Source organism: Streptomyces sp. NBC_01241 (assembly GCF_041435435.1).
Lineage (GTDB): Bacteria > Actinomycetota > Actinomycetes > Streptomycetales > Streptomycetaceae > Streptomyces.
Genome location: NZ_CP108494.1, coordinates 2,229,512 through 2,254,770, shown reverse-complemented (window position 1 = coordinate 2,254,770; position 25,259 = coordinate 2,229,512). Strand labels below are relative to the sequence as shown.

Annotated in this window: 24 protein-coding genes; 17 read left to right on the top strand and 7 right to left on the bottom strand. The window is 71.2% G+C overall.

The window, feature by feature from the left end; genetic code table 11:
• Positions 1–97: 97 nt before the first annotated feature.
• From OG306_RS09785 to OG306_RS09775, 3 genes are all read left to right on the top strand, one after another.
• On the top strand, positions 98–1,126 hold the full coding sequence (locus OG306_RS09785) for a C40 family peptidase (protein WP_266745707.1): 1,029 nt from the start codon (positions 98–100) through the stop codon (positions 1,124–1,126).
• 237 nt (positions 1,127–1,363) lie between these two features.
• Positions 1,364–2,395: a C40 family peptidase gene (locus OG306_RS09780; protein ID WP_266745706.1), complete on the top strand. Its 1,032-nt coding sequence runs from the start codon at positions 1,364–1,366 to the stop codon at positions 2,393–2,395.
• A gap of 17 nt (positions 2,396–2,412) precedes the next feature.
• A complete protein-coding gene (locus OG306_RS09775; RefSeq protein WP_266745705.1) occupies positions 2,413–3,669 on the top strand; it encodes a hypothetical protein in 1,257 nt (418 codons plus the stop codon).
• A gap of 55 nt (positions 3,670–3,724) precedes the next feature.
• Here the strand turns inward: OG306_RS09775 and OG306_RS09770 are convergent, their stop codons facing one another.
• Positions 3,725–4,975: a glycosyltransferase family 87 protein gene (locus tag OG306_RS09770; protein WP_266745704.1), complete on the bottom strand. Its 1,251-nt coding sequence runs from the start codon at positions 4,973–4,975 to the stop codon at positions 3,725–3,727.
• A gap of 142 nt (positions 4,976–5,117) precedes the next feature.
• Between OG306_RS09770 and OG306_RS09765 the strand changes: the two genes are divergently transcribed.
• Entirely contained in the window at positions 5,118–6,260 is a 1,143-nt protein-coding gene (locus OG306_RS09765) for a glycosyltransferase family 4 protein (RefSeq protein ID WP_266745703.1), read from the top strand.
• 90 nt (positions 6,261–6,350) lie between these two features.
• Here OG306_RS09765 and OG306_RS09760 read toward each other — a convergent pair whose 3' ends face one another.
• Positions 6,351–8,147, bottom strand: a complete 1,797-nt coding sequence (locus tag OG306_RS09760; RefSeq protein ID WP_266745702.1) for an AMP-dependent synthetase/ligase — start codon at positions 8,145–8,147, stop codon at positions 6,351–6,353.
• A 280-nt stretch (positions 8,148–8,427) separates the two neighbouring features.
• Here OG306_RS09760 and OG306_RS09755 point away from each other — a divergent pair, with 280 nt between their 5' ends.
• The 6 genes from OG306_RS09755 (at position 8,428) to OG306_RS09730 (ending at position 13,508) form a co-directional block, all read left to right on the top strand.
• Positions 8,428–9,234, top strand: coding sequence for a metallophosphoesterase family protein (locus tag OG306_RS09755; RefSeq protein ID WP_266745701.1), 807 nt, complete (start codon positions 8,428–8,430; stop codon positions 9,232–9,234).
• A gap of 107 nt (positions 9,235–9,341) precedes the next feature.
• Positions 9,342–9,791 (top strand): SRPBCC family protein, encoded by a 450-nt coding sequence (locus OG306_RS09750; RefSeq protein WP_114244115.1) that lies wholly within the window; start codon positions 9,342–9,344, stop codon positions 9,789–9,791.
• 4 nt (positions 9,792–9,795) lie between these two features.
• Positions 9,796–11,112 carry an ArsA family ATPase gene (locus OG306_RS09745; RefSeq protein WP_266745700.1) on the top strand — a complete coding sequence of 439 codons (1,317 nt, stop codon included), beginning with the start codon at positions 9,796–9,798 and terminating at the stop codon, positions 11,110–11,112.
• Between the two features lie 83 nt (positions 11,113–11,195).
• Positions 11,196–11,654, top strand: coding sequence for a DUF5304 domain-containing protein (locus tag OG306_RS09740; RefSeq protein WP_266745699.1), 459 nt, complete (start codon positions 11,196–11,198; stop codon positions 11,652–11,654).
• Between the two features lie 74 nt (positions 11,655–11,728).
• Positions 11,729–12,670, top strand: a complete 942-nt coding sequence (locus tag OG306_RS09735; protein WP_266745698.1) for an ROK family glucokinase — start codon at positions 11,729–11,731, stop codon at positions 12,668–12,670.
• A gap of 79 nt (positions 12,671–12,749) precedes the next feature.
• Entirely contained in the window at positions 12,750–13,508 is a 759-nt protein-coding gene (locus OG306_RS09730) for an endonuclease/exonuclease/phosphatase family protein (protein ID WP_266745697.1), read from the top strand.
• A gap of 51 nt (positions 13,509–13,559) precedes the next feature.
• Here the strand turns inward: OG306_RS09730 and OG306_RS09725 are convergent, their stop codons facing one another.
• Both OG306_RS09725 and OG306_RS09720 read right to left on the bottom strand, forming a co-directional pair.
• Positions 13,560–14,273 (bottom strand): hypothetical protein, encoded by a 714-nt coding sequence (locus OG306_RS09725; RefSeq protein ID WP_266745696.1) that lies wholly within the window; start codon positions 14,271–14,273, stop codon positions 13,560–13,562.
• Complete coding sequence (locus tag OG306_RS09720; RefSeq protein ID WP_266745695.1) at positions 14,266–15,045, bottom strand: alpha/beta hydrolase; 780 nt, start codon at positions 15,043–15,045, stop codon at positions 14,266–14,268. The genes OG306_RS09725 and OG306_RS09720 overlap by 8 nt, the downstream gene beginning before the upstream one ends.
• A gap of 281 nt (positions 15,046–15,326) precedes the next feature.
• Here OG306_RS09720 and OG306_RS09715 point away from each other — a divergent pair, with 281 nt between their 5' ends.
• From OG306_RS09715 to OG306_RS09695, 5 genes are all read left to right on the top strand, one after another.
• Complete coding sequence (locus OG306_RS09715) at positions 15,327–16,070, top strand: lysophospholipid acyltransferase family protein (protein WP_266745694.1); 744 nt, start codon at positions 15,327–15,329, stop codon at positions 16,068–16,070.
• 61 nt (positions 16,071–16,131) lie between these two features.
• Entirely contained in the window at positions 16,132–17,340 is a 1,209-nt protein-coding gene (macS, locus tag OG306_RS09710) for a MacS family sensor histidine kinase (protein ID WP_266745693.1), read from the top strand.
• A 96-nt stretch (positions 17,341–17,436) separates the two neighbouring features.
• Positions 17,437–18,129 (top strand): response regulator, encoded by a 693-nt coding sequence (locus OG306_RS09705; RefSeq protein ID WP_266745692.1) that lies wholly within the window; start codon positions 17,437–17,439, stop codon positions 18,127–18,129.
• A gap of 110 nt (positions 18,130–18,239) precedes the next feature.
• Positions 18,240–19,268 carry a 6-phosphofructokinase gene (locus OG306_RS09700; RefSeq protein WP_371665233.1) on the top strand — a complete coding sequence of 343 codons (1,029 nt, stop codon included), beginning with the start codon at positions 18,240–18,242 and terminating at the stop codon, positions 19,266–19,268.
• A gap of 125 nt (positions 19,269–19,393) precedes the next feature.
• Entirely contained in the window at positions 19,394–20,392 is a 999-nt protein-coding gene (locus OG306_RS09695) for a 2-hydroxyacid dehydrogenase (RefSeq protein WP_266745690.1), read from the top strand.
• Between the two features lie 90 nt (positions 20,393–20,482).
• Here OG306_RS09695 and OG306_RS09690 read toward each other — a convergent pair whose 3' ends face one another.
• Together OG306_RS09690 and OG306_RS09685 are read right to left on the bottom strand one after the other, a co-directional pair.
• The gene (locus tag OG306_RS09690) at positions 20,483–22,492 is read right to left on the bottom strand and encodes an anthranilate synthase family protein (protein WP_266745689.1); all 2,010 of its coding nucleotides are present in this window, start codon (positions 22,490–22,492) and stop codon (positions 20,483–20,485) included.
• A gap of 94 nt (positions 22,493–22,586) precedes the next feature.
• Complete coding sequence (locus tag OG306_RS09685; protein WP_107408160.1) at positions 22,587–22,643, bottom strand: trp operon leader peptide; 57 nt, start codon at positions 22,641–22,643, stop codon at positions 22,587–22,589.
• A 214-nt stretch (positions 22,644–22,857) separates the two neighbouring features.
• Here OG306_RS09685 and OG306_RS09680 point away from each other — a divergent pair, with 214 nt between their 5' ends.
• Both OG306_RS09680 and OG306_RS09675 read left to right on the top strand, forming a co-directional pair.
• On the top strand, positions 22,858–24,213 hold the full coding sequence (locus OG306_RS09680) for a class II 3-deoxy-7-phosphoheptulonate synthase (protein WP_371665232.1): 1,356 nt from the start codon (positions 22,858–22,860) through the stop codon (positions 24,211–24,213).
• Between the two features lie 169 nt (positions 24,214–24,382).
• Entirely contained in the window at positions 24,383–24,691 is a 309-nt protein-coding gene (locus OG306_RS09675) for a (2Fe-2S)-binding protein (RefSeq protein ID WP_266745688.1), read from the top strand.
• A 66-nt stretch (positions 24,692–24,757) separates the two neighbouring features.
• Here the strand turns inward: OG306_RS09675 and bfr are convergent, their stop codons facing one another.
• Positions 24,758–25,237, bottom strand: coding sequence for a bacterioferritin (gene bfr, locus OG306_RS09670; protein ID WP_266745687.1), 480 nt, complete (start codon positions 25,235–25,237; stop codon positions 24,758–24,760).
• Positions 25,238–25,259: the final 22 nt, after the last annotated feature.

Here is a 25,259-nt window from a genome sequence, read left to right as displayed (position 1 = left end):
CGGCGAAGGCACCGCCGAGTCCGTGACGTGCACGGAGCCGGGGATTCGTCTCCCCCACAGCCCGGTAGGCGGCTGGAGGAAGAAGGAGCTCGCCTTCGTGGCGTCCCACCGTCGTCCCAAGCAGCCGAGCCGCGCCCGCGTGACCGTGCTCACCGCGACCGCCGCTGCGGCCGTGGCCCTGACCTCCCAGGCGGCCCAGGCCGACCCCAAGCCCTCCAAGAGCGAGGTCAAGGCGAAGGTCGACAAGCTCTACCACGAGGCGGAGGCGGCCACCGAGCAGTACAACGGGGCCAAGGAGAAGCAGGAGAAGCTGGAGAAGGAAGTCAGCGCCCTGCAGGACAAGGTGGCCCGCGGTCAGCAGGAGATCAACACGCTCCGCTCCGGCCTCGGTTCGCTCGCCGCCGCGCAGTACCGCTCCGGAGGCATCGACCCGTCGGTGCAGCTCTTCCTCGCCTCGAACCCCGACAGCTTCCTCGACGAGGCCTCGGCCCTCGACCAGCTGACGGCCAAGCAGACCGATTCCCTGGCGAAGATCCAGGAGAAGCAGCGGGTCCTCGCGCAGGAGCGCAAGGAGGCCCAGGACAAGCTCGGCGACCTCGCGGACGTCCGCAAGACGCTCGGCGAGAAGAAGCAGAAGTTCCAGGGCAAGCTCGCCGACGCGCGGCAGTTGCTCAACACGCTGACCGCCGCCGAGCGCGAGAAGATGCGGCAGGACGACATCCGCGCCAGCCGCGACGCCGGCGACCGGGTCGACCTGGGCAACGAGGTCCCCGCGTCCGCCTGGGGCGCCGCGGCCCTCCGGGCCGGCGCCACCCAGCTGGGCAAGCCATACGTCTCCGGCGGCACCGGCCCCAACTCCTTCGACTGCTCGGGCCTGACCCAGTGGTCCTACGCCCAGGCCAACGTGCACATCACCCGCACCACGTACACCCAGATCAACGACGGCACCCGGATCGGGCGCAGCCAGCTGAAGCCGGGCGACCTGGTCTTCTTCAACAACACCTCGCACGTGGCCCTTTACGCGGGCAACAACACCGTGCTGCACGCCCCGAAGCCGGGTGCGGTGGTGCGCTACGAGTCGATGAACACCATCGGCAGCTTCCAGTTCGGCGTGCGCGTCGGCTGACGACGCCCGAACGGGCGAATTCCCGCGCCCGCGCAGACAGTCCGCCCCGCCGGAGACCACAGGTCACCGGCGGGGCGCTGCCGTTCGGGCCTCCCTTTTGCCCGGCGCGGCCTTTGGCCGCTCCGTGACCGTCCGACTACTGTCTGCCTGCTGTGCAGCTCCCGGTCGTCGGTCCGCCCGCCCCGGGCGGCAGGGGCTGCGCACATCTGCGTACAGCGGAAGGGAGTACGGCGTCCTGTGGTGTCCCATCGCCGTTCCACACAGCCCGGACTCAACCGGGGTGCCCGGATCACCGTTCTGTCGGCCGCGGCGGCCACCGCGGCCGCCACTCTCGGGGCGGCCACGGCGAACGCCGACCCGCAGGACACCTCCCGGAACGCCAAGGCCCGGGTCGACCGGCTGTACGGCGAGGCCGAGCGGGCCATCGAGCAGTACAACGCGGCCGGCGAGAACGCCGGCCGGCTGCGCGGCGAGGTGAACCGGGCCCGGGACCGGGCGGCCCGCGGCCAGGAACACCTCAACCGGCTGCGTACGGCTCTCGGTTCGGTGGTGAGCGCGCAGTACCGCTCGGGCGGCCTGGACCCCTCACTCGCCCTGCTGCTCTCCTCCGACCCGGACACCTACCTCGACCGGGCGGCCACCCTGGACCGTCAGACCGAGCGCCGGAGCGACGAGCTGCGGGAACTCCAGCAGACGCAGCGCGGACTCGCGCAGATCCGCGCGGAGGCCGCCCGGGCGCTGGCCGAGCTGGAGCGCAACCGGGCGGCCGCCACCCGTCATAAACGGACCGTCGAGCGCAAGCTCGCCCAGGCCAAGCAGGTGCTGGCGGCGCTGCCCGCCGCCGACCGGGCGGACTTCGAGCAGGTTTCGCGCTCCGGCGGCTACGACGTGTTCCCGGCGACGGCCGACCTCCCGGCCGGCTCCGCACGGGCGGCCGCGGCCGTGGCGGCGGTTCGCCAGGCACTGGGCCGCCCGTACATCTGGGGGGCCAACGGACCCGCCGGATTCGACTGTTCCGGGCTGATGCAGTGGGCGTACGCCCGGGCCGGGGTCAGCCTGCCGCGCACCTCGCAGGCCCAGCGGTACGCGGGACGCATGGTGCCGCTCTCCGAGGCCCGGCCCGGCGACCTGGTCGCCTACCGCGCGGACGCCGGCCACATCGCCATGTACGTCGGCAACGGCCAGGTCGTCCACGCCCCGTACCCGGGCGCCCCGGTGCGCTACGACCCCGTCGGCATGATGCCCGTCTCGTCGGTCACCCGCGTCTGACCCGTACGCTCGACCGGGTGACCCACAGACGGCGTACCGCACGGCGGGGATGTGACGGAGGACGGCGCGCGGCCGGCGTGCTGCTCGCCGGGCTGCTGCTGGTCTCCGGCTGCGCGGCCCCCGACGACGACGCCGTCCCGGCCTCCACCACCCGCGGTGTCCGGGCCACCCTGGAGCGCCGTGCGGCCGCCGTCCCGGCCCACGACACGGACGCCTACCTGGCCGTCGTGGACCCGCGGGCCACCGGGCTGCGCACGGCCCAGCGCCGGGAACTGGACAACCTCGCGGACGTACCGCTGAGCTCGTGGACGTACCGGCTGACGGACGTGACCGCGCAGGGCACCGACCGGGCCACCGCCGATGTCCAGCTGCGCTACGCGATCAAGGGGTACGACGCCGCCCCGGTCTCCGTGGACCGGGTGCTCGATCTGCGACGGTACCGGGCGGACGGCCGCTGGTACCTCATCGGCGACCGGGCGGGCAAGGACGGCGCCGGACAGCTCTGGCAGCAGGGCGACGTGCGGGTGGTACGCGGAGAGCACAGCCTCGTCCTCGGGGTCGGCCGCACGCAGCAGGAGCTGCGCGGGATCGCCAGGGCCGCGGACCGGGCGGTGCCCGCCGTCTCCGGAGCCTGGCCGGAACGCTGGGCCGGCCGCGTGCTGGTGCTCGTACCGCGCACCGTGGAGGACATGGCGGGGCTGCTGGGGTCACCGGCGGCGAACTACCGGGGCATGGCGGCCGTGACCACCGGGCGGACCGGCGGCCTCGACCGGGCGCCCGCGGACCGGGTGATCGTCAACCCGCAGGCGTACGACGTGCTCAGCACCCTCGGGCAGCGCATCGTCCTCACCCATGAGATCGCCCATGTCGCCACCCGCGCCCGCACATCCGCCGCCACCCCCACCTGGCTCTCCGAGGGCTTCGCCGACTGGGCGGCCTACCGCGCCGAGGACCGTACCGCCGCCCGGGCCGCGCCCGAACTGGCCGACACCGTCGCGCACGGCGAACTGCCCGCCGGACTCCCCACGGACGAGGACTTCGGTTTCGCCGGCGACTCGGCGCGCCTGGCGAAGGCGTACGAGGGCGGCTGGATGGCCTGCGAGCTGATCGCCGACCACTGGGGCGAGAAGAAGCTGTTCGCCTTCTACCGGGCCGTCGGAGGGTATTCGGGGCGGGACGGGGCGGTGGAGCAGGCCCTGCAGGAGGTGCTCGGCACGACTCCGCAGGAGTTCACCGCGCTCTGGAGGGAGTATCTGCGCTCCCGGCTCGGCTGACCGCGGCGCGCTGCCCGCCGCGCCCGCCACACGGCTGCTGAGCGCAGCGCGTGGTTCAGGAACCGACCGGTTCCGCCGCACGGCCGGCGTCGGATTCGGCGGCCGAGGGCTCGGCGCCGTCGCGCGGCGCACCGGACACCGGCTGCCGCCACAGCCGCCGACAGGCGATGAACGTCGCCGCGACCAGCAGGCCGTTGCGCAGGAACATCAGCGTCACGCCCGTCGCGTCACTGCTCACCACGTGGACGAACCCGAACGGGAACTCCGCCTGCGTGATGCCCGTGGCGAGCAGCACCAGAGCGGCCGGGAGCACCATCCGGCTCTCGCGGAAGACCAGGCAGACCGCCGCCAGGCCGACCAGCCAGAGCATGTACTGGGGGCTGATCACCCGGCTCGTGGTCGTGAACAGCAGCACCGCCGTGAACGCCGCGTCGGCCGGGGTGCTCACCCGGAAGTCGCGGGCCCGCAGCCGCCACACCAGCAGCCAGCCGAACGCGACGACGGACAGACCGAGGGAGAGCGTGCTCACCAGGGGCACATGCGGACCCAGGAACTCCAGGGAGCCGTAGTGCAGCTCCACCCGGCCCTGCCAGCCGAAATTCCGCCACACGTGGAAGACCAGCGCTCCCAGCGACTCGACCTCGATGCCGCGGTCCCGCTGAAAGCCGAGAAAGGCCAGCGCACCCGGCATCGCCATGGTGCACACCACCAGCAGCCCGGCCGCCGTCACCGCCGCGGCCGTCCAGGCCCGGCGCGTCCACGGCCCGCGCGCGGTACCGGCCAGGATCAGCGCCGGCCACACCTTCAGCAGCGCACCGACGGCGGCCAGCGCGCCCAGCACCCGCGGATGCCGCACGCCCGCCAGCAGCGCCGCCACCGCCGCCGCCGTCACCATCACGTCGTAACGGGCGTACGCGGTCGTACCGAGCAGCGGCACGCCGGCCACCCACACCCAGGCGCCCGCCGTCCACCGGCCGGTCCCGCGGCTCGCGTACAGCAGGAGCCCCAGTACCAGCCCGTCGCACAGGAATGCGAGGACGAAGAAGGCCGAGGCGTAGTCCAGGAACGGCAGCAGGGCGGGGGAGAGGACGGCGAGCGCGGCGAGGGGCGGGTACTGCCAGGTGACGTCGGACCGCGGGTACGTACCGGTCTTCAGGACCTCGGACCAGCCGTGGTAGATCACCGAGACATCGCTGGTCACGTCCGGTCCGGACAGGGTGATCACCTTGGTGACGCAGAGCAGCAGCGCGACCCTGGTGAGGGCCCAGACCGCGAGAGCGAGCCGCGTGCCGGTCGATCCGGTCATGACCGCCTCATCCGTTTCGTCAGTGGGTACGCCGGTGGGTACGCCGGTGGGGTACCCACCGGCGCAGCCGGTGGTACGGGGAGCCATGATGCCCGCCCGGCCTGTGCGGGAGCCATTCGGCCGCCCGGTACTGTCGGCCGGGATGGACAAGACCCTGATCGTGACCAACGACTTCCCGCCCCGCCCCGGCGGTATCCAGGCGTTTCTGCACAACATGGCACTGCGCCTGGACCCCGGACAGATCGTCGTATACGCCTCCACCTGGAAGCGCAGCCCCGAAGGCATCGCGGCCACCGCCGCCTTCGACGCCGAGCAGCCCTTCACCGTCGTCCGCGACCGGACGACGATGCTGCTGCCGACCCCTCGGGTCACCCGGCGTGCCACGCAGCTGCTGCGCATACACGGCTGCACGTCCGTGTGGTTCGGCGCCGCGGCCCCGCTCGCGCTGATGGCACCGGCGCTGCGCAGGGCCGGCGCCCGGCGGCTGGTCGCCACCACGCACGGTCACGAGGCGGGCTGGGCCCAGCTGCCCGCGGCCCGGCAGCTGCTGGGCCGGATCGGCGAGACCACGGACACGATCACCTACCTGGGGGAGTACACCCGCTCCCGGATCGCCGCCGTACTCACCCCCGAGGCTGCGGACCGCATGGTCCAACTGCCGCCCGGCGTCGACGAGAAGACCTTCCACCCGGACTCCGGCGGGGACCTGATAAGGGCCCGGCTCGGGCTCTCGGACCGGCCCGTCGTCGTCTGCGTGTCACGTCTCGTGCCACGCAAGGGCCAGGACACGCTGATCCTCGCGATGCCCGCGATCCTGGAGCGGGTGCCGGACGCGGTGCTGCTGATCGTGGGCGGCGGGCCGTACCGCAAGGAGCTGGAGCAACTGGCCGTACGGACCGGGGTCGCCGGCTCGGTGCATTTCACGGGGCCGGTGCCGTGGGACGAGCTGCCCGGCCACTGCGGCGCCGGCGACGTCTTCGCCATGCCGTGCCGGACCCGTCGGGGCGGCCTCGACGTGGAGGGCCTCGGCATCGTCTTCCTGGAGGCGTCCGCGACCGGACTGCCGGTGGTGGCGGGCGACTCGGGCGGCGCGCCGGACGCCGTGCTCGACGGCGAGACCGGGTGGGTGGTGCGCGGCGGCTCGGCGCAGGAGACGGCCGACCGGATCGTCACCCTGCTCCGCGACCCGGAGCTGCGGCAGCGGATGGGGGAGCGGGGCCGGGCCTGGGTCGAGGAGAAGTGGCGCTGGGACCTGCTGGCCGAGAGGCTCAAGGCGCTGCTCTGAACCGGCCCGGAGCGCCGCCGGGGCCGGGCCGGGTTCCGGCGGCCGTCGGTCGGTTCCGGTAGCCGGCCAACGGCCCCCGGCCGACGTCCGTCAGCCCCGGTAGATCGCCTCGATCTCGTCCGCGAAGTCCTTCGCCACCACATTCCGCTTCAGCTTCAGCGACGGCGTGATGTGGCCCGCCTCCTCGGTGAACTGGGAGGACAGGATGCGGAACTTGCGTACCGACTCGGCCTTGGACACCGCGGCGTTCCCGTCGTCCACCGCCCGCTGTACCTCGGCCACCAGCTCCGGGTCCTCGCGCAGCGACGCGGCCGTCGAGCCGGCCGGCTTGCCGTGCTCCTGTGCCCAGCGGCCCAGGAACTCCTCGTCCACCGTGATCAGCGCGCCCACGAACGGCCGCCCGTCGCCGACCACCATGCACTCGGCGACCAGGGCGTGCCCGCGGATACGGTCCTCGATCACCGCGGGAGCGACGTTCTTGCCGCCCGCCGTGACGATGATCTCCTTCTTGCGACCGGTGATCGCGAGATAGCCGTCCTCGTCGAGCGTGCCGATGTCGCCCGTGTGGAACCAGCCGTGGGCCAGCGCCTCGGCCGACGCCGCCTCGTTGTTCCAGTAGCCGGTGAACAGGTGCTCGCCGTGCAGCAGCACCTCTCCGTCGTCGGCGATCCGGACGACCGAGCCGGGCAGCGGCTGGCCGACCGTACCGATCTTCTGCCGGTCCCACGGATTGAAGGCGGTGGCCGCGCACGTCTCGGTGAGGCCGTAGCCCTCCAGGACGGTGAAGCCGATGCCGCGGTAGAAGTGGCCGAGCCGCTCGCCCAGCGGTGCGCCGCCGGAGATCGCGTACTCGCCGCGGCCGCCGAGTACCGCCCGCAGCTTGCCGTAGACCAGCCGGTCGAAGACCTTGTGCTTGAACTTCAGGCCCATGGACGGGCCCTGAGCGGTACCCAGCGCGCGGCTGTACGCGATCGCCGTGTTCGCGGCCTTGTCGAAGATCCTGCCCTTGCCGTCGGCCTGCGCCTTGGCGCGCGCCGCGTTGTAGACCTTCTCGAAGACCCGCGGCACACCGAGGATCAACGTCGGCCGGAACGAGGCCAGTTCATCGGTGAGGAGCTTGATGTCCGGTACGCATCCGAGCTTGATCGGGGCCATCACCGAGGCCACCTCGACCAGTCGTCCGAAGACATGCGCGGTGGGCAGGAAGAGCAGCACCGAGCACTCACCGGTACGGAAGAGGGGCTTCAGCCGCTCCACCACATTGCCGCACTCCGCGAAGAAGCTGCGGTGCGTGAGCACACAGCCCTTGGGGCGGCCGGTGGTGCCCGAGGTGTAGACGATGGTGGCCGGGTCGTCGGCCTTGGCGGACGCCATCCGCAGGTCGAGGATCTCGTCCGAGACGTCCTCGCCGATCGCCGTCAGCCGGGGGACCGCCCGGTCCTCGATCTGCCAGATGCCCTTCAGGTCCGGCAGATCCGCCTGGACCGAGGCCACGGAGTCCTGATGCGCCTGGGACTCCACGATGCACAGCGTGGCGCCGGAGTCCCCGAGGATCCACTGGATCTGCTCGGGCGAACTCGTCTCGTACACCGGGACGGTGACCGCGCCCGCACTCCAGATCGCGAAGTCGAGCAGCACCCACTCGTAGCGGGTACGGGAGAGCAGGGCCACCCGGTCGCCGGCCTCGACACCCGCAGCGACCAGACCCTTGGCGACGCCTCTGACCTCGGCCAGGAACTGTGTGGCGTCGACATCGGTCCACACCCCGGCCACCTTGCGGCTCATCACCGCGACATCGGGATGCTGAGCGGCGTTGCGGCGGATGAGATCCGTCAGGTTGCCGTCCGAAGGGACCTCGTACAGGGCCGGAAGGCTGAACTCGCGCAAGACTGCTGCTCCTCATCGGGCTCCGGTGCCACGGCTCTGTGTGACGCACCGGCTGCGGTCCGAGAATGGCTGATGCTCAGTGGGGTGAGCACGACTGGACTGCCCGGACGTTACCCACCGGTACTCGGTTCCCGATAGGGGGTTCCGGCCAGATGTCTTATGCGTCACATACAACCGTGATCCTTGGGCGCACAGTAGTCCACCACCGTTACCGCCCGGAGGTAATAGCAGGTCCGGCGGCCTCTACCCAGGTGCACGGCGGGGTCCTAGGGTGATCGTCATGCCAGCCGGACCGAATAGCGAAGGAACCCCGACCTCGCGGCGCACCCGCGTTCATGTGGTCAGTGACGTGCACGGCAACACCGAGGCCCTGGCCCGCGCCGGGGACGGCGCCGACGCCCTGATCTGCCTCGGTGACCTGGTGCTCTTCCTCGATTACGCCGATCACTCGCGCGGCATCTTCCCCGACCTCTTCGGGGTGGAGAACGCCGACCGGATCGTCGCGCTGCGCACCGCGCGCCGCTTCGAAGAGGCCCGGGAGTTCGGCCGCGGCCTGTGGGCGGGCAAGGACCGCAACGCCGCGATCGTCTCGGCGGTGCGCAAGCAGTACGCCGAGCTCTTCGCCGCGTTCCCCACCCCGACGTACGCCACCTACGGCAACGTCGACATCCCCCACCTGTGGCCCGAATACGCACGCCCGGGCACCACCGTCCTGGACGGCGAGCGCGTCGAGATCGGCGGCCGGGTGATCGGCTTCGTCGGCGGCGGGCTGAAGACCCCGATGAACACCCCGTACGAGATCAGCGACGAGGAGTACGCCGCCAAGATCGACGCGATCGGCCCGGTCGACGTCCTGTGCACGCACATCCCGCCCGACGTGCCGGAACTGACATACGACACGGTCGCGCGCCGCTTCGAACGCGGCAGCCGGGCCCTGCTCGACGCCATCCGCAGGAACCGTCCCCGGTACGCGCTGTTCGGCCATGTCCACCAGCCCCTGGTGCGCCGGATGCGGATCGGTGTCACCGAGTGCGTGAACGTCGGCCACTTCGCGTCCACCGGCAGGCCCTGGGCCCTGGAATGGTGACCGCACCGGCGCCGGACCCTGGACCGGGGCGCCACGCGCACGCGATAGCCTTCTGACGGCAGGCATCTGCCGACGCACCGGTACACCGCACTGGAGGAGCCACGGCGATGGCTGAACACACCAGCTCGAGCATCACGATCGAGGCGGCGCCGGCCGACGTCATGGGAGTGATCGCCGACTTCGCCCGCTACCCGGAGTGGACCGGCGAGGTCAAGGAGGCCGAGGTCCTCTCCACCGACGACCGCGGCCGCGCCGAGAAGGTCCGCCTCGTCCTCGACGCCGGAGCGATCAAGGACGACCACACCCTCGCGTACACCTGGATCGGCGACTACGAGGTCAGCTGGACCCTCGTCAAGTCCCAGATGCTGCGCGCCATCGACGGCTCCTACGCACTGGCCCCGCTCGGCGACGGCGACCGCACCGAGGTCACCTACCGGCTGACCGTCGACGTCAAGATCCCGATGCTCGGCATGATCAAGCGCAAGGCGGAGAAGGTCATCATCGACCGCGCCCTGGCCGGTCTGAAGAAGCGCGTCGAGTCCGTCCCGAAGGCCTGACCCGGTGCGGACGGTTCTCGTCACCGGCCCCGGCGGCGCGGGCCGTACCACCGTCGCGGCGGCGACCGCCCTGGCCGCGGCCCGCCGGGGCCGCCGCACCCTGCTGCTCTCCCCCGACGCGATACCCGGATTCCCCGCGGGCACGGAACCCACCGAGGTCACCGACAACCTGTGGTCCGCCCGCATCGACTCCGGCGAGCACTTCCGCGGCGAACTCCTCACCCTCCAGGAGCGGGCCTCCGGCGTGCTCGACCTGCTCGGCGGGAACCGGCTGGACGCCGAGGAACTCACCGAACTCCCCGGCAGCGCCCAGCTCGCCCTCCTGCACGCCCTGCGCCGCGCCGCCGAGGGCGACTGGTCGCACGAGGGCTACGAACTCCTCGTCGTCGACCTGCCGCCGCTGCGCGAAGCGCTCGCCGTGCTCGCCCTGCCCGAACAGCTGCGCCGCTATCTGCGCCGGCTGCTGCCCCAGGAACGCCAGGCCGCCCGCGCCCTGCGCCCGATGCTCGCCCAGCTCGCCGGCGTACCCATGCCCGCCCAGTGGCTGTACGAGGCCGCCGCCCGCAAGGACGCCGAGCTGGCCGCCGTCCAGGCACTGATCGAGGACCGCAACACCACGCTCCGGCTGGTCGCCGAGCCCGGCCCCGCCGCCGAGGACGCCCTGCGCACCGCCCGCACCGGATTCGCCCTGCACGGACTGCGCGTCGACACCCTGGTGGTGAACCGGGTGCTGCCCAGGCACTCCGGCGACCCCTGGTTCGCGGCCCTCGCCGCGCAGCAGGAGAAGACCATCGACCACTGGTACGTGGAATGGGTGCCCGCGGCGGCCCTGTGCGAAGTGCCCCACCTCGGCCGCGACCCGCGCGGCCCGGACGACCTCATCCTCCTCGACACCGGCGCCAGCAGCACCGTCTTCGAGGTGGCGGGCACCGGCGGCGGCCTCTTCGAGGGCGACGGACTCGCCGCGGAACTGGACGACCGCGGGCCGGGCCGCGCCGACGACCCCTGGTGGATCGAGGACCCGGACGCCCCGGACGGCCTGGACAGACTGCTGCCCGGCTCCCGGATCGTGACCGCCCCGCGGTCCGGCGAGGGCGACCCGGTGCTCGTCTGGTGCCTGCCCCTGCCCGGCGCCGTCAAGACGGACCTCCAACTGGTGCGCCGCGGCGACGAACTGCTCCTCACCGTGGGCCCGTTCCACCGGATCGTTCCCCTGGAGTCCGGGCTGCGCCGCTGCACCGTATCCGGCGCCGCCCTCACCGACGGGGTGCTCCGCGTCAGGTTCACGCCGGACCCCGGGCTGTGGCCCCGGACGAGCTGAACGGCGCGTCACGGTTCCGGTAACGTCGGTAGTGCGTACCCCCTGATACGCACCGCAGGCACACCACGTCGCAGGAGTCCGCCATGAGCGAAGCCACCGATCGTCCCGCCGACGACGACGCGTGGGCGAAGGCCTGCGCCGAGGACCTCGAAGCGGAGCAGGCCCGCCGCCGCGCCCAGCACGGCCCGCCGCCCGGCGCCGCCGCCGACGAGCTGCGCAAGCTGGTCGACGCCGTGGCCGACAAGATCTCCTCCCTCCAGACGCCGCTCCTCGGCGCGGCGGCCCAGGGCACCGTGCGGCAGATCATCAAGCAGGCGAAGTCCGCCGTCGAGCCCGTCATCGAACGTAATCCGGACGTGTTCGACCACATCGCCGCGGCCGGAAGTGAACTGCTCGCCGCCTACCGCTCCGCGGTGGAAGGCCAGGAACGCCGCTGGACCCGGGGAGCCGGGGACCCCGCGGGCACCGAAAAGAAGGCCGACGACCCCACCGACCCCCGCGACGAGGGCCCCGCCGCAGGCGAGCACATCGACCTGGACTGACCGGCACGGAGGGGCCGGGCCCCCGGCTCGGGTACCGTTGGCCACAGCGGGGCTCGACCGAAACTGAGGGATTCATGGGACTCACCATCGGCGTCGATATCGGCGGCACGAAGATCGCAGCTGGAGTGGTCGACGAAGAGGGCCGGATCCTCTCGACGTTCAAGGTGCCGACCCCGCCGACGGCCGACGGCATCGTGGACGCGATCGCGTCGGCGGTGTCCGGCGCGAGCGAGGGCCACCAGATCGAGGCCGTCGGCATCGGCGCTGCCGGATACGTCGACGACAAGCGCGCCACCGTGCTGTTCGCGCCCAACATCAACTGGCGGTACGAGCCGCTGAAGGACAAGGTCGAACAGCGCGTCGGCCTTCCGGTCGTCGTCGAGAACGACGCCAACGCCGCGGCCTGGGGCGAGTACCGCTTCGGCGCCGGGCAGGGGCATGACGACGTCATCTGCATCACGCTCGGCACCGGTCTCGGCGGCGGCATCATCATCGGCAACAAGCTGCGCCGCGGCCGCTTCGGCGTGGCCGCCGAGTTCGGCCACATCCGGGTCGTCCCGGACGGCCTCCTCTGCGGCTGCGGCAGCCAGGGCTGCTGGGAGCAGTACGCCTCCGGGCGCGCACTTGTCCGGTACGCGAAGCAGCGCGCCAACGCCACCCCCGAGAACGCCACGATCCTGCTGTCCCTCGGCGACGGCACGGTGGATGGCATCGAGGGCAAGCACATCAGCGTGGCCGCCCGGCAGGGCGACCCGGTGGCGATCGACTCGTTCCACGAGCTGGCCCGCTGGGCCGGCGCCGGACTCGCCGACCTCGCCTCGCTGTTCGACCCGTCCGCGTTCATCGTCGGCGGTGGCGTGTCGGACGAGGGCGAGCTCGTCCTCGACCCGATCCGCAAGTCGTTCCGGCGCTGGCTGATCGGCGGCGAGTGGCGCCCGCACGCCCAGGTGCTCGCGGCCCAACTGGGCGGCAAGGCAGGGCTGGTGGGCGCGGCGGACCTGGCCCGCCAGGGCTGAGCCGGCCGGAACCGGACAGAACCGGACGCCCGTCGCGCCCCTGTGGGGTGCGGCGGGCGTCCGTCGTATCGTGAGACGCATGGTCCTGACGCCACTGCCCGACTCCCGTACCGAGCCGGATGGTTCGGCCGTCATCAGAGTGCTCGGCTACAACATCCGCTCGATGCGCGACGACTGCGCGGCGCTGGCCCGCGTCATCAGCGCCTGCGCCCCCGACCTCGTCCTCATCCAGGAGGCCCCGCGCTTCTTCCGGTGGCGCAAGCGCGCCGCCTGGCTCGCGGCCCGCACCGACCTCGTCGTCCTCGGCGGCGGCGCCACGGCGGCCGGTCCGCTGCTGCTCTGCTCGTTGCGGGCCACGGTGGAGCGCACGGAGGACGTCCTGCTGCCGCTCACCCCCGGACTGCACCGCCGGGGTTTCGCCACATCGGTGGTACGGATCGCGGGCACCCGGATCGGTCTGCTGAGCTTCCACCTGAGCCTGCGGCGCGACGAACGCCTGGCCCAGGCCGACATGTTGCTGGACCGGCTGGACGCGATGGGTGTCGAGCACACCATCGTGGCGGGCGACCTCAACGACGTACCGACCGGGGCCGCTTTCAGGCGGCTGGCCGGGCGTCTCCAGGACTGCTGGGCCGTCCGGCCGTGGGGCGGCGAACACACCTTCACGCCGGACGAGCCGCGGCGGCGCATCGACGCGGTCTTCGCGACGAGCGGGATCGAGGTGCTCGGCTGCGGTGTCCCGGCGGGGCTGCCCGGTGTCACCGACGCGGACCTGCGAGCGGCCACGGACCACCTGCCGGTGCTGGCAGCGCTACGGGTGCCCGCGACCAGGCCCTGAGCCGCGGCGGCAGCGGCTCAGGGCATCAGGGGTACCCCCGCCGGACCGGTCTCAGACCACCGCGCCGCGGCCCGGGTCGTCGCCGTCCTCGTCGTCGTCCTGCATGCGCGCCACCAGCGTGACGAAGCCGCCCAGGAAGCCGCCGACACAGATCGTCGTGAGCCACCAGGTCATGTCCCACCGCAGCAGCACCGCGATCAGCATCAGCACCGGGCCGCCGACGACCGCGAGCCAGGCAAACTTCGCCGTGACATCGGCCTCCGGCAACGGGGGCGGCTCCGGGGGAACGAAATGCCCCTCGTCGCTGTCGTCGAGGTCGTCGTCCTTCGGCTCCGCGACCTCGTAGTCGCGCGGGCCGGCGACGCCGGGCGCGAACACGATCGAGCTGCCGAGCGGCTTCTCCGGCGGCTTCGGGGACTTCTTCCCGACCCCCTTGTCCGGGTCCAGGACGCCCGACTGATCGTCCTCCAGCAGGGCGAGATCCTCGATCGACCTGAACGGCCTGGCGCCCGGCGGGTCCGCCGGCTCCTCGCCGTACCCCGCGACGATCGCCTCCCAGGCGGCTTTCTCGTCGATCGACCGGTCGGATCCGTCGCCCTCGTCGCCGCCGTCGCCGCCCTGTGGCGCCGTCCGGGCGGCAGCGGCGTCCTGCGGGCCCGTGCCCGCACCGGTACCCGTACCGTCCTCGGGAACGGCCGTTCCCTCCGCGGGAAGGGGCTCGCGCCCCTCTTCACTGCCCGCGCGCTCCGCGTCGTGCTCAGCCACCTGACGTGCTCCCCTTCATTCCGACGCTCGGAGCGAGGCGGCCGATGAACCGGTAGCTCTCGTCGAAGATCCGCTCCGCATCGTGGTCCAACGTCGCCACGTGGTAGCTCTGTTCCAGCAGGATCTCCTCGACGTCCGTCGAGGACACCCGGCTGAGGATCCGGGCCGAGTCCGCGGGCGGCACCACATGGTCCTGCGGGCTGTGCAGCAGGACGATCGGCTGGGTGACCTGCGGCAGCTCGGCATCGACCAGGCGGAAGAAATTCCGCAGCGAATGCGCCGCGTGCAGCGGCACCCGGTCGTACCCCACCTCGGCGGAGCCCGGCAGGGCGATGTCGCTCGCCAGCCCCTTCGTCGTCCGCACCAGATGGCGGGCCACCGGCAGCGCGTACGCCGACAGGCCGTGCACCTTGTTCGCCGGATTGACGAGGACCAGACCACTGATCGCGTCCCCGTGCTTCGCCGCCAGCCGCAGCGTCAGCGCACCTCCCATGGAGAGGCCGAAGACGAAGACCTGACGGCACCGTTCCAGCAGGGCGCGCAGTTCCCGGTCCACCTCCGCGTACCAGTCCTGCCAGCCCGTGAGCTGCATGTCCTCCCAGCGGGTGCCGTGCCCGGGCAGCAGCGGCAGTGACACGGTGAGCCCGCGCTCCGCCAGATGGTCGGCCCAGGGGCGCAGCGACTGCGGGGAACCGGTAAATCCGTGACAGAGAAGGACGCCGACCTCTCCGCCCTCGTGGCGGAACGGCTCGGCTCCAGGCAGGACCGGCACCGGGGTCTCCTGTTCGTGAGGCTCGCAGGGGAGCGAAAGGGGGAGCGCGGAAGGATTACTTCACCGTACGCGACCGGACTGACACCGACCAGGGTCGTCACTGACACCGGCCGGGGCGGTCACCGAGACCGGGCGGGGCGGTCAGCGAGACCGGCCGGGTGGCCGACACCGGCAGCCGCCATGGGCGTGGCCGCGTCCGCCGTTTCCGGTCCACGCCGGGCGGGAGCGCGGACGGCCACACGGGTTAAGGTCGTTGCGACAGGACACAGGAGGCACCCGAGTTGATCTACGGCGCAATGAAGTTCTCCATCGGCGGGGGTCTGAAGCTCGCCTTCCGGCCGTGGGTGGAGGGCCTGGAGAACATCCCCGCGCAGGGACCGGCGATCCTCGCGAGCAACCATCTGTCGTTCTCCGACTCCTTCTTCCTCCCGGCCGTCCTGGACCGCAAGGTCACCTTCATCGCCAAGTCCGAGTACTTCACCGCACCCGGGGTGAAGGGCAGGCTGACCGCCGCCTTCTTCAAGGGCGTGGGCCAGCTCCCGGTGGACCGCTCGGGTGCCCGCGGCGCCGGTGAGGCGGCCATCAAGGCGGGCATCGAGGTCATCGAGAGCGGCGGACTCTTCGGCATCTATCCGGAGGGCACCCGCTCGCCCGACGGCCGTCTCTACCGCGGCAAGCCCGGCGGGCTCGCCCGGGTGGCGCTGGCCACCGGAGCGCCCGTCATCCCCGTCGCGATGATCGACACGGAGAAGATCCAGCCGCCCGGTCGGGTGATGCCCAAACTGATGCGTCCCGGGATCAGGATCGGCAAACCGCTCGACTTCAGCCGCTATCACGGCATGGAGGGGGACCGCTTCATCCTGCGCTCGGTCACCGACGAGGTGATGTACGAGATCATGAAGCTCTCCGGCCAGGAGTACGTCGACATCTACGCGACCGCCGCCAAGCGGCAGATCGCGGACGAGGCGAAGCGCCGCGCCGAGGAGGAGAAGCGCGCGGCCAGAGAGTCCGGAACGCAGGAGTGACGCAGGAGTGACGGAACGGTTCGGCGCGTAACCGCGTCGTTTCCGTCCGGGGGGTGGGGACATGGCCAAGCGTGAGCGGGTCGTACGGATGTCGGTGGAGCAGCCGCTGTGGCGTGCGCTGACGGCGTACCGCATTCTGACGATGCTCTACGCGGTGCTGCTCGCCGTCTTCGGCCGGGACAGGTACGACCGGCCGTGGGTGGCCGTGGCCTTCCTGGTGGTGATGTCGGCCTGGACGCTCGCCACTCTCCCGAAGGTTGCGGGCGCCGTCGCCTGCACCAGGCGCTTCCTCGGCGCCGACCTGGCGGTCGCCCTCGCCGGTATCCTCCTCACTCCGCTCGCCGACTTCGAGGCCCAGCAGATCGACGGTCCGACGCTGCCGTCGATCTGGACCGCGGGTTCCGTGCTGGCCTTCGCGATCAAGGGCGGCTGGCGCTGGGCGGCCTTCGCCTCCACCTTCGTCGCCGTCGCCAACATCATCGAGCGCGGCGAGCCCAGCCGGGACACCTTCCACAACGTCCTGCTGGTCTGGGTGGCTTCCATCGCCATCGGTTACGTCGTCGAGGTGGCCAGGGCCAGTGAGCGCACCCTCGCCCGCGCGCTGGAGATCGAGGCCGCCACCCGCGAGCGGGAACGGCTGGCCCGCGACATCCACGACAGCGTGCTCCAGGTCCTAGCGATGGTGCAGCGCCGCGGCACCGCGCTGGGCGGTGAGGCCGCCGAACTGGGCCGGATGGCCGGGGAGCAGGAAGTCGCCCTGCGCACCCTGGTCTCCAGCGGGCTCGTGCCCACCACCCGGGTCTCCGAGGACGCCGCCGAGGGCGCCGTGGTCCGCAGCGTCGAGGTGGACGACGAGGAGGACGGATCGTCCGGGCGGGCCGGCTGCGATCTGCGCTCCCTGCTCGCCCCGCACGCCGGCTCCCGGATCAGCTTCGCGGAGCCCGGCGCTCCGGTGTTGCTCGCTCCCGCGGCCGCGAAGGAGCTGGCGGCCGCTGTCAGTGCTGCCCTGGACAATGTGAGGGTGCACGCGGGGGAGACCGCCCAGGCCTGGATCCTCGTCGAGGACTGGCCGGACGAGGTGATCGTGACGGTCCGGGACGACGGCCCGGGCATCCCGGAAGGGCGGCTCGCCCAGGCGGAGGGGGAGGGACGCATGGGGGTCGCCCTGTCGATCCGGGGGCGGCTGCGTGACCTGGGCGGCACAGCGGAGTTGATTTCGGTGCCCGGCCAGGGCACCGAGGTCGAGTTGAAGGTCCCGAAGGTCGCGTAGTCCCGTAAGTCCCGTAGGTTTCAAACGCTTCAACGCTTCAACGCTTCAACGCTTCACAGGATTTGTAGGTTCGCGGGGGAAGGCAGGATCAGGCAGATGAGCACGGAGAACACCCGGGGCGCCGAGGAGCGGGCCATCAGGGTGATGGTGGTCGACGACCACCCGATGTGGCGCGACGCGGTGGCCCGCGATCTTTCCGAGTCCGGTTTCGAGGTCGTGGCGACGGCGGGTGACGGACCGCAGGCCGTGCGCCGGGCCAGGGCCGCCACCCCCGACGTCCTCGTACTCGATCTCAACCTGCCCGGCATGCCCGGCGTACAGGTCTGCAAGGAGCTCGTCGGCTCCCACCCGGGGCTGCGGGTGCTGGTCCTCTCCGCGAGCGGCGAGCACGCCGACGTACTGGAGGCGGTCAAGTCCGGCGCCACCGGCTATCTGCTCAAGTCGGCCAGTACGCAGGAGCTGACCGAGGCCGTGCGGTCCACTGCCGTCGGCGACCCCGTCTTCACCCCGGGCCTGGCCGGACTGGTCCTCGGCGAGTACCGCAGGCTCGCCTCGGACCCCACCCCCGTCGCGTCCCACGAACCCAAGGCCCCGCAGCTCACCGAGCGCGAGACCGAGGTGCTGCGGCTGGTCGCCAAGGGGCTCTCGTACAAGCAGATCGCCGAGCGCCTGGTCATCTCGCACCGCACTGTCCAGAACCACGTCCAGAACACCCTGGGCAAGCTCCAGTTGCACAACAGGGTGGAGCTCGTGCGGTACGCGATCGAGCGCGGTCTCGACGACGCCTGACTCAACCCGCCCGATTTGCACGGAGTTTGACCATCCGACCCATTCCTGAGTGACCTGGATCACCCTTAGCGTGGTCGATGGCGGGCTCACGTCGGCGAAGGGATGCGTCCATGCGGGTCGGGGTACTGACCGGGGGCGGCGACTGCCCCGGACTCAATGCGGTCATCCGCGCCGTCGTCCGCAAGGGCGTGCAGGAGTACGGCTACGACTTCATCGGATTCCGGGACGGCTGGCGCGGCCCGCTGGAGGGCGAGACGGTGCCGCTCTCCATCCCGGCGGTGCGTGGCATCCTGCCGCGCGGCGGCACCATCCTCGGTTCCTCGCGCACCAATCCGCTCGGCGCGGGAAACGGCGTCCGCCGGATCAGGGACAGTCTCGCCGCGTACGAGGTCGATGCGCTCATCGCGATCGGCGGCGAGGACACCCTCGGGGTAGCGGCGACCCTGTCCGACGAGCACGGCATCAAGTGCGTCGGCGTACCCAAGACCATCGACAACGACCTCTCCGCCACGGACTACACCTTCGGCTTCGACACGGCCGTCTCCATCGCGACCGAGGCGATCGACCGCCTGCACACCACGGCCGAATCCCATATGCGGGTCCTCGTCGTCGAGGTGATGGGCCGCCACGCGGGCTGGATCGCGCTCCACTCGGGGCTGGCCGGCGGTGCGAACGTCATCCTCATCCCGGAACAGCGCTTCGACATCGACCAGGTCTGCTCCTGGGTCACCTCCCGTTTCGGGGCCAGTTACGCACCGATCGTGGTGGTCGCCGAAGGGGCCATGCCCACACAGGGTGAGCTGATCCTCAAGGACGGCTCGCACGACTCCTTCGGCCATGTCCGGCTCTCCGGCGTCGGTGAATGGCTGGCCAAGCAGATCGAGAGCCGCACCGGCAAGGAAGCCAGAACGACCGTCCTCGGCCATGTCCAGCGCGGCGGTACTCCCAGCGCCTTCGACCGCTGGCTGGCCACCCGCTTCGGCCTGCACGCCATCGACGCCGTGCGGGAAGGCGACTTCGGCATGATGGTCGCCCTGCAGGGCACCGACATCGTGCGGGTGCCGATCGCGGAGGCGACCGCTCGCCTCAAGACGGTCGATCCGGCCCTCTACGCGGAGGCCGGTGTCTTCTTCGGCTGAGCGGCGCAGCCCTCTTCGGCCGAGCGGCGGGCCAGGGGCGCGGGCCGTATATTCGCGAACATCCGGTACATAACGCCGCTTTTCGCGCACATCAGGAAACGCGCATCAAGAAGGCTGGAGACGTCGTGGAAATCCTGGCATTCGGTGTGCAGTCCGACGAGAAGCCGCTGATCGAGAAGGCCTTCGCCGAAGAGCACGAGGTCCGTTGCCTGGACGTCTTCCTCACCAAGGACACCGCCGCCATCGCCACGGGATACGAGGTCATCTCGACCAGCGTCAACGCCGACCTGGGCAGCGGCGTCCTGCAGACCCTCGCGGCGGGCGGCACGCAGATGATCGCCCAGCGCTCCACCGGCTTCAACAACATCGACCTCGACGTCGCGGAACGGCTCGCCCTGCGGGTCGCCCGGGTCTCGTCCTACTCGCCGTACTCGGTCGCGGAATTCGCCTGGACCCTCGCGATGGCGGTCAACCGCCGCATCATCCGGGCCGCGAGCCGTACCCGTGACTTCGACTTCCGGCTCGACGGCCTCCTCGGCCGGGACATGCACGGCCGCACGGCCGGTGTGATCGGTACGGGCAAGATCGGCGAGGCCTTCACCCGTATCGCCCACGGATTCGGCATGAAGCTGCTCGGCTGGGACGTCGCCGAGAATCCCGCCTGCGTCGGCCTCGGCATGGAGTACGTCGACAAGGAGCGGCTCCTCGTCGAGTCCGACCTGGTCAGCCTGCACGTCCCGCTGCTGCCCGCGACCCGCCACATCATCGGCGCGGACGCCCTGGCGAGGATGAAGGACGACGCGATCCTGATCAACTCCAGCCGCGGCGGGCTCATCGACGCGACGGCACTGGTCGCCGAACTCCGCGCGGGCCGCCTCCTGGGCGTCGGGCTCGATGTGTACGAGGCGGAGGCCGGGCTGTTCTTCCTCGACAAGTCCCTGGAGGGCATCGACGACGACACCCTCGCCCGGCTCGTCACCTTCCCGAACGTCATCGTGACCTCGCACCAGGCGTACTACACCCAGGAGGCCGTGGCCCAGATCATCGACGCCACCGTCCGGAACGTCGCCGACTACCTGGCGGGCCGCCGCAGCGAGAACGTCCTCGTCCCGGCGCTCCCGTAGGGCTGAGACCCCGGATCCCCTCCGGGGTCCCGCCGCCCCTTCAGAGGCAGTCGGGTGACCTCCGGCCGGGCAGCCACGCCCTGTCGTAGGTCACCCGACTGCCTCTCGGCCGGCGAGCGGCAGCCCCGCCAGCAGCTCGGCCACGATCGTCGCGCCGCGCAGGGTCAGCACCGACTCCGGGTGGAACTGCACCGAGGCGAAGCCCGGCCCGCGCAGCGCGTGCAGCTCCCCGGTCGCCGCGTCCAGGCTCGTCTCGACACCGTGCGCCGCCAGTTCGGTGACCGCACCGTCGTCGCAGCGCGCGGTGAAGCTGTTGTAGAAGCCGACCGTCTCGGGGCGCCCGAACAGCTCGATCCGGGTCTGCGCGCCCTGATGCGGCACGGTCTTGCGGACGATCTCCAGACCCAGCTCCGCCGCGATCAGCTCATGGCCGAGACAGACCCCCAGCAGCCCGTGCCGGTGGTCACGGACCAGCTCGGCGGCGAACTCGCGCAGCAGCCGCATCTTCGGATCGGCCGTGTCGCCCGGATCCCCGGGCCCGGGGCCCAGCACGACCGGGCCCGCGTGCGCCCGTACGCGCTCGCGCAGGCCCGGCTCGTCGTAGCGGTGCACCGACACGTCCAGACCCGATGAGCGCAGCAGATGCGCCAGCATCGCGGTGAAGGTGTCCTCCCCGTCGACCACCAGCGCATGGCCGGAGAGCTCGTGCGTACGCTCCTGCATCCGCAGCCAGAACGGCGCCAGACCGTCCCGCCGGGCGTCCAGCGCCGCCTGCACCCGCGGATCGCCGGCCGGCTGCGGACGCATCGCGCGGTCGCGCGGGCGGCCCGGCCGCACCCCCAGCGCGGCCAGCACTCCGGCCGCCTTCGCGTGGGTCTCGGCGACCTCGCTGTCCGGGTCGGAGTGGCGTACCAGCGTCGCCCCGACCGGCACCCGCAACCGTCCGTCGGCCGCGATGTCGGCGGTACGGATCAGGATCGGCGAGTCCAGGGACTGCGCCCCGCCCGGCTCCTGCCGCAGCAGCGCCAGCGCGCCCGCGTAGTAGCCGCGCCCGCCGGGCTCGTACCGCTTGATGACCCGGCAGGCGTTCTGCACGGGGGAACCGGTGACCGTCGCCGCGAACATGGTCTCCCTCAGCACCTCGCGCACATCCAGCGAGGAGTGCCCGCGCAGCTCGTACTCCGTGTGCGCGAGATGGGCCATCTCCTTGAGCCGCGGCCCGACCACCACCCCGCCCATGTCGCCAACGGTGCACATCATCTTGAGTTCCTCGTCGACCACCATGGAGAGCTCGTCCCGCTCCTTGTGGTCGGCGAGGAAGGCCAGCAGCCCCTCGACGCCCGGGCCCTCGGCGGGGTAGCGGTACGTGCCACTGATCGGGTTCATCACGACCGTGCCGCCCGACATCCGCACATGCACCTCGGGACTCGCCCCGACGAGGGTCCGCCCACCCGTCGCCCGCCGCCGCCCCGAGAAGGAGGGGCCTGCGGCCCCGCTGTCCCCCGTCGCCCGCCGCCGCCCCGAGAAGGAAGGCCCTTCGGGCCCGCTGTCCCCCGTGTGGACGACGAACGTCCAGTAAGCGCCCCGCTCACCGGCCAGCAGCCGCCGGAAGAGGGCCAGCGCGTCCGCCCGCCCGAAGCCCGGGATCTCGCCCCGGAAGGTCCGCCGGACGACGAAGTTCGCGCCCTCGCCCCGCCCGATCTCGTCCTCGACGATCCGCCGCACGATCCCGGCGTACTCCTCGTCCGGAACGTCGAACCGGCCGCCCTCGACCTGCACGTCATGGACCGGCAAGTGGTCCAGCACCTCGGCGAGCGGCAGCTCGTACGTCTCCTCGGCGACCAGCACGGACAGCGGCGTCCCGTCGTCGCGCACGTCGAAGCCGCGCTCGGCGATCTGCCGGAACGGCACCAGGGCGAGCGACGGCAGCTCGCCGACCGGGAGACCGGCGAGCCGGTCCACTTCCCGTACCCGGCCGATCAGTACCTCGACGGTGTCCTGATCGCGGCCGGGAGTGCGCCTGCGCAGCAGCGCGAACGGCGGGCTGTCGGCACGGAGCAGCCGCTCGATGACGAGGTCGGTGCGGTGCGGCTGAGACATGGGGGTATTCCTTCCGGAATGGAGGAACGGCTCCCGAAACGCAGAGAAGGCCGCCCCTCGGGCGGCCTTCGCGTGGTCTGTAGCGCGCGATCGATCAGTGGGCCGCCGGATGAGCGGTCCACCACCAGTTCTGGTTTGTCTGCGCGAACATGCCGTGGATCGTAGCGCATGGCAGCGTGACCGGCGGGGCGCGAGTCCGTCGACAGGGGGTGTTCCCCGCTGCTGCGGTGCCGGGGCCTTCTCGCGGACGCGGCCACTTTGTTCCCCGCCGCCGAGGGGTCGTCCGGTGAGACAAGGCCGATGGGTCCGTCTCACCAGGCGGTCGAGTACCGGTAGGGGAGCGCCGACCCCGTATTCTTGCTGACGTGATCGTGAACGCTGAATCCCAGAGTGTCGCCGGCAAGGCGACCTGGCGAGACCTTCCCGCGGCGCAGCAGCCCGAGTACCCCGATGCCGAGGCTCTGCGCGATGTGCTCGCGGACCTCGCGTCGTATCCGCCGCTCGTCTTCGCGGGCGAGTGCGACCAGCTGCGTGCCCGCATGGGAGCCGTCGCCAAGGGCGAGGCGTTCCTGCTGCAGGGCGGCGACTGCGCCGAGGCATTCGACGCCGTGTCCGCCGAGCACATCCGGGCCAAGCTGAAGACGCTGCTCCAGATGAGCGCCGTCCTGACCTACGCGGCCTCCGTGCCCGTCGTCAAGGTGGGCCGGATCGCCGGCCAGTACTCCAAGCCGCGCTCCAAGCCGACCGAGACCCGCGACGGCGTCACCCTGCCGACCTACCGCGGCGACTCCGTCAACGGCTTCGCCTTCACCGAGGAGTCCCGCGTCCCGGACCCGGAGCGGCTGAAGCAGATGTACCACGCATCCGCTTCCACGCTGAACCTGGTCCGCGCCTTCACCACCGGCGGTTACGCCGACCTGCGCCAGGTGCACGCCTGGAACCAGGACTTCGTGAAGTCGTCGCCGTCCGGCCAGCGCTACGAGGCGCTCGCCCGCGAGATCGACAACGCGCTGAACTTCATGAAGGCGTGCGGTACGGACCCGGCCGAGTTCAAGGCGGTCGAGTTCTACTCCTCGCACGAGGGCCTGCTGCTGGACTACGAGTCGGCGCTGACCCGTACCGACTCGCGCACCGGCCAGTTGTACGACACCTCCGGCCACATGGTCTGGATCGGTGAGCGCACCCGCCAGATGGACGGCGCGCACATCGAGTTCGCCTCGAAGATCCGCAACCCGATCGGCATCAAGCTCGGCCCGACGACCACCGTCGACGAGGCACTCGGCTACATCGAACGCCTCGACCCCGAGCGCGAGCCCGGCCGGCTGACCTTCATCGTCCGCATGGGCGCCGACAAGGTCCGCGACAAGCTGCCCGACCTGGTCGAGAAGGTCACCGCCTCCGGCGCCACCGTGGCGTGGGTGACCGACCCGATGCACGGCAACACCTTCGAGGCCGCCTCCGGTCACAAGACCCGTCGCTTCGACGACGTCCTGGACGAGGTCAAGGGCTTCTTCGAGGTCCACAAGGGCCTCGGTACGCACCCGGGCGGCATCCACGTCGAGCTCACCGGTGACGATGTCACCGAGTGCGTCGGTGGCGGACACGAGATCTTCGTCGACGATCTGCACCAGCGCTACGAGACGGCCTGCGACCCGCGGCTCAACCGCAGCCAGTCCCTCGACCTGGCGTTCCTGGTCGCCGAGATGTACCGGGACCAGTAGGCATCACCGCAGGTGGTACGCGTATGACTGTGGGGCACGGATCGATGTGATCCGTGCCCCACAGGGCGTTCGGAGGCTTTCAAGGGCCCACGGCGCCGGGTAAGGTTAGGTTAGCCTCACCGATCAACGGGGTGGCAGCAACGACCGATCCCGCCGGGAGGTGAACCGCGTGTACGTCTGCTCGTGCTTCGGCATCACGGAGAAGCAGGTCAAGGAACATGCGGACGCCGGGGCGTGTACACCCCGGCAGATAGCCTCCGCCTGCAAGGCGGGGACGGACTGCGGCGGCTGCGTCCGCGCCATCCAGGCCGTGCTCGGCCGGGGCGCCTGTCCGCGCCGCGAACTGCTCGACCGGAAGCGGACACCCCGCACCACGGGCGACGCCGGGACGGGCAGCGCCCCCGAGGCCGCTCCGGGTATCGATCCCGGCGACGTCCCGGGCGTGACCCCGGGCATCCGGCTCTCCGAAGCGGCCTGATCCGACCCGGCACGATCCGGTCCGGACCGGCCTGATCCGTCTGGTCCGCATGGATCGAGCACCCTCCTAGCTGTCCGGCTGTTCGATCTGCTGGGCGATGTAGAGCGCCTCTCCGAGTTTCTCGACCAGTTCCAGCTGGGTGTCGAGGTAGTCGATGTGGTGCTCCTCGTCCTCCAGGATCGACTCAAAGATGTTTGCGGACGTGATGTCACCCTTGCCGCGCATCAGCTCGATCCCGCGCTTGAGGCGGTCGATCGCCTCCGCCTCGACCTGACGGTCCGCCTGGAACATCTCGGTGACGGTCTGGCCCACCCGTACATGGAACAACCGCTGGTAGTTGGGAAGTCCATCGAGGAAGAGGATGCGGTCCGTGAGGATCTCCGCGTGCTTCATCTCGTCGAACGACTCGGAGCGGGTGTACTTCGCGAGCTTCGTCCAGCCGAAGTTGTCCTGCATCTTTGCATGCAGGAAATACTGGTTGATGGCAGTCAATTCGGCGGTCAGCTGCTCGTTCAGGAACTCAAGGACCTCGGGGTCGCCCTGCATCGCAGAGGCTCCTTCCAACCGG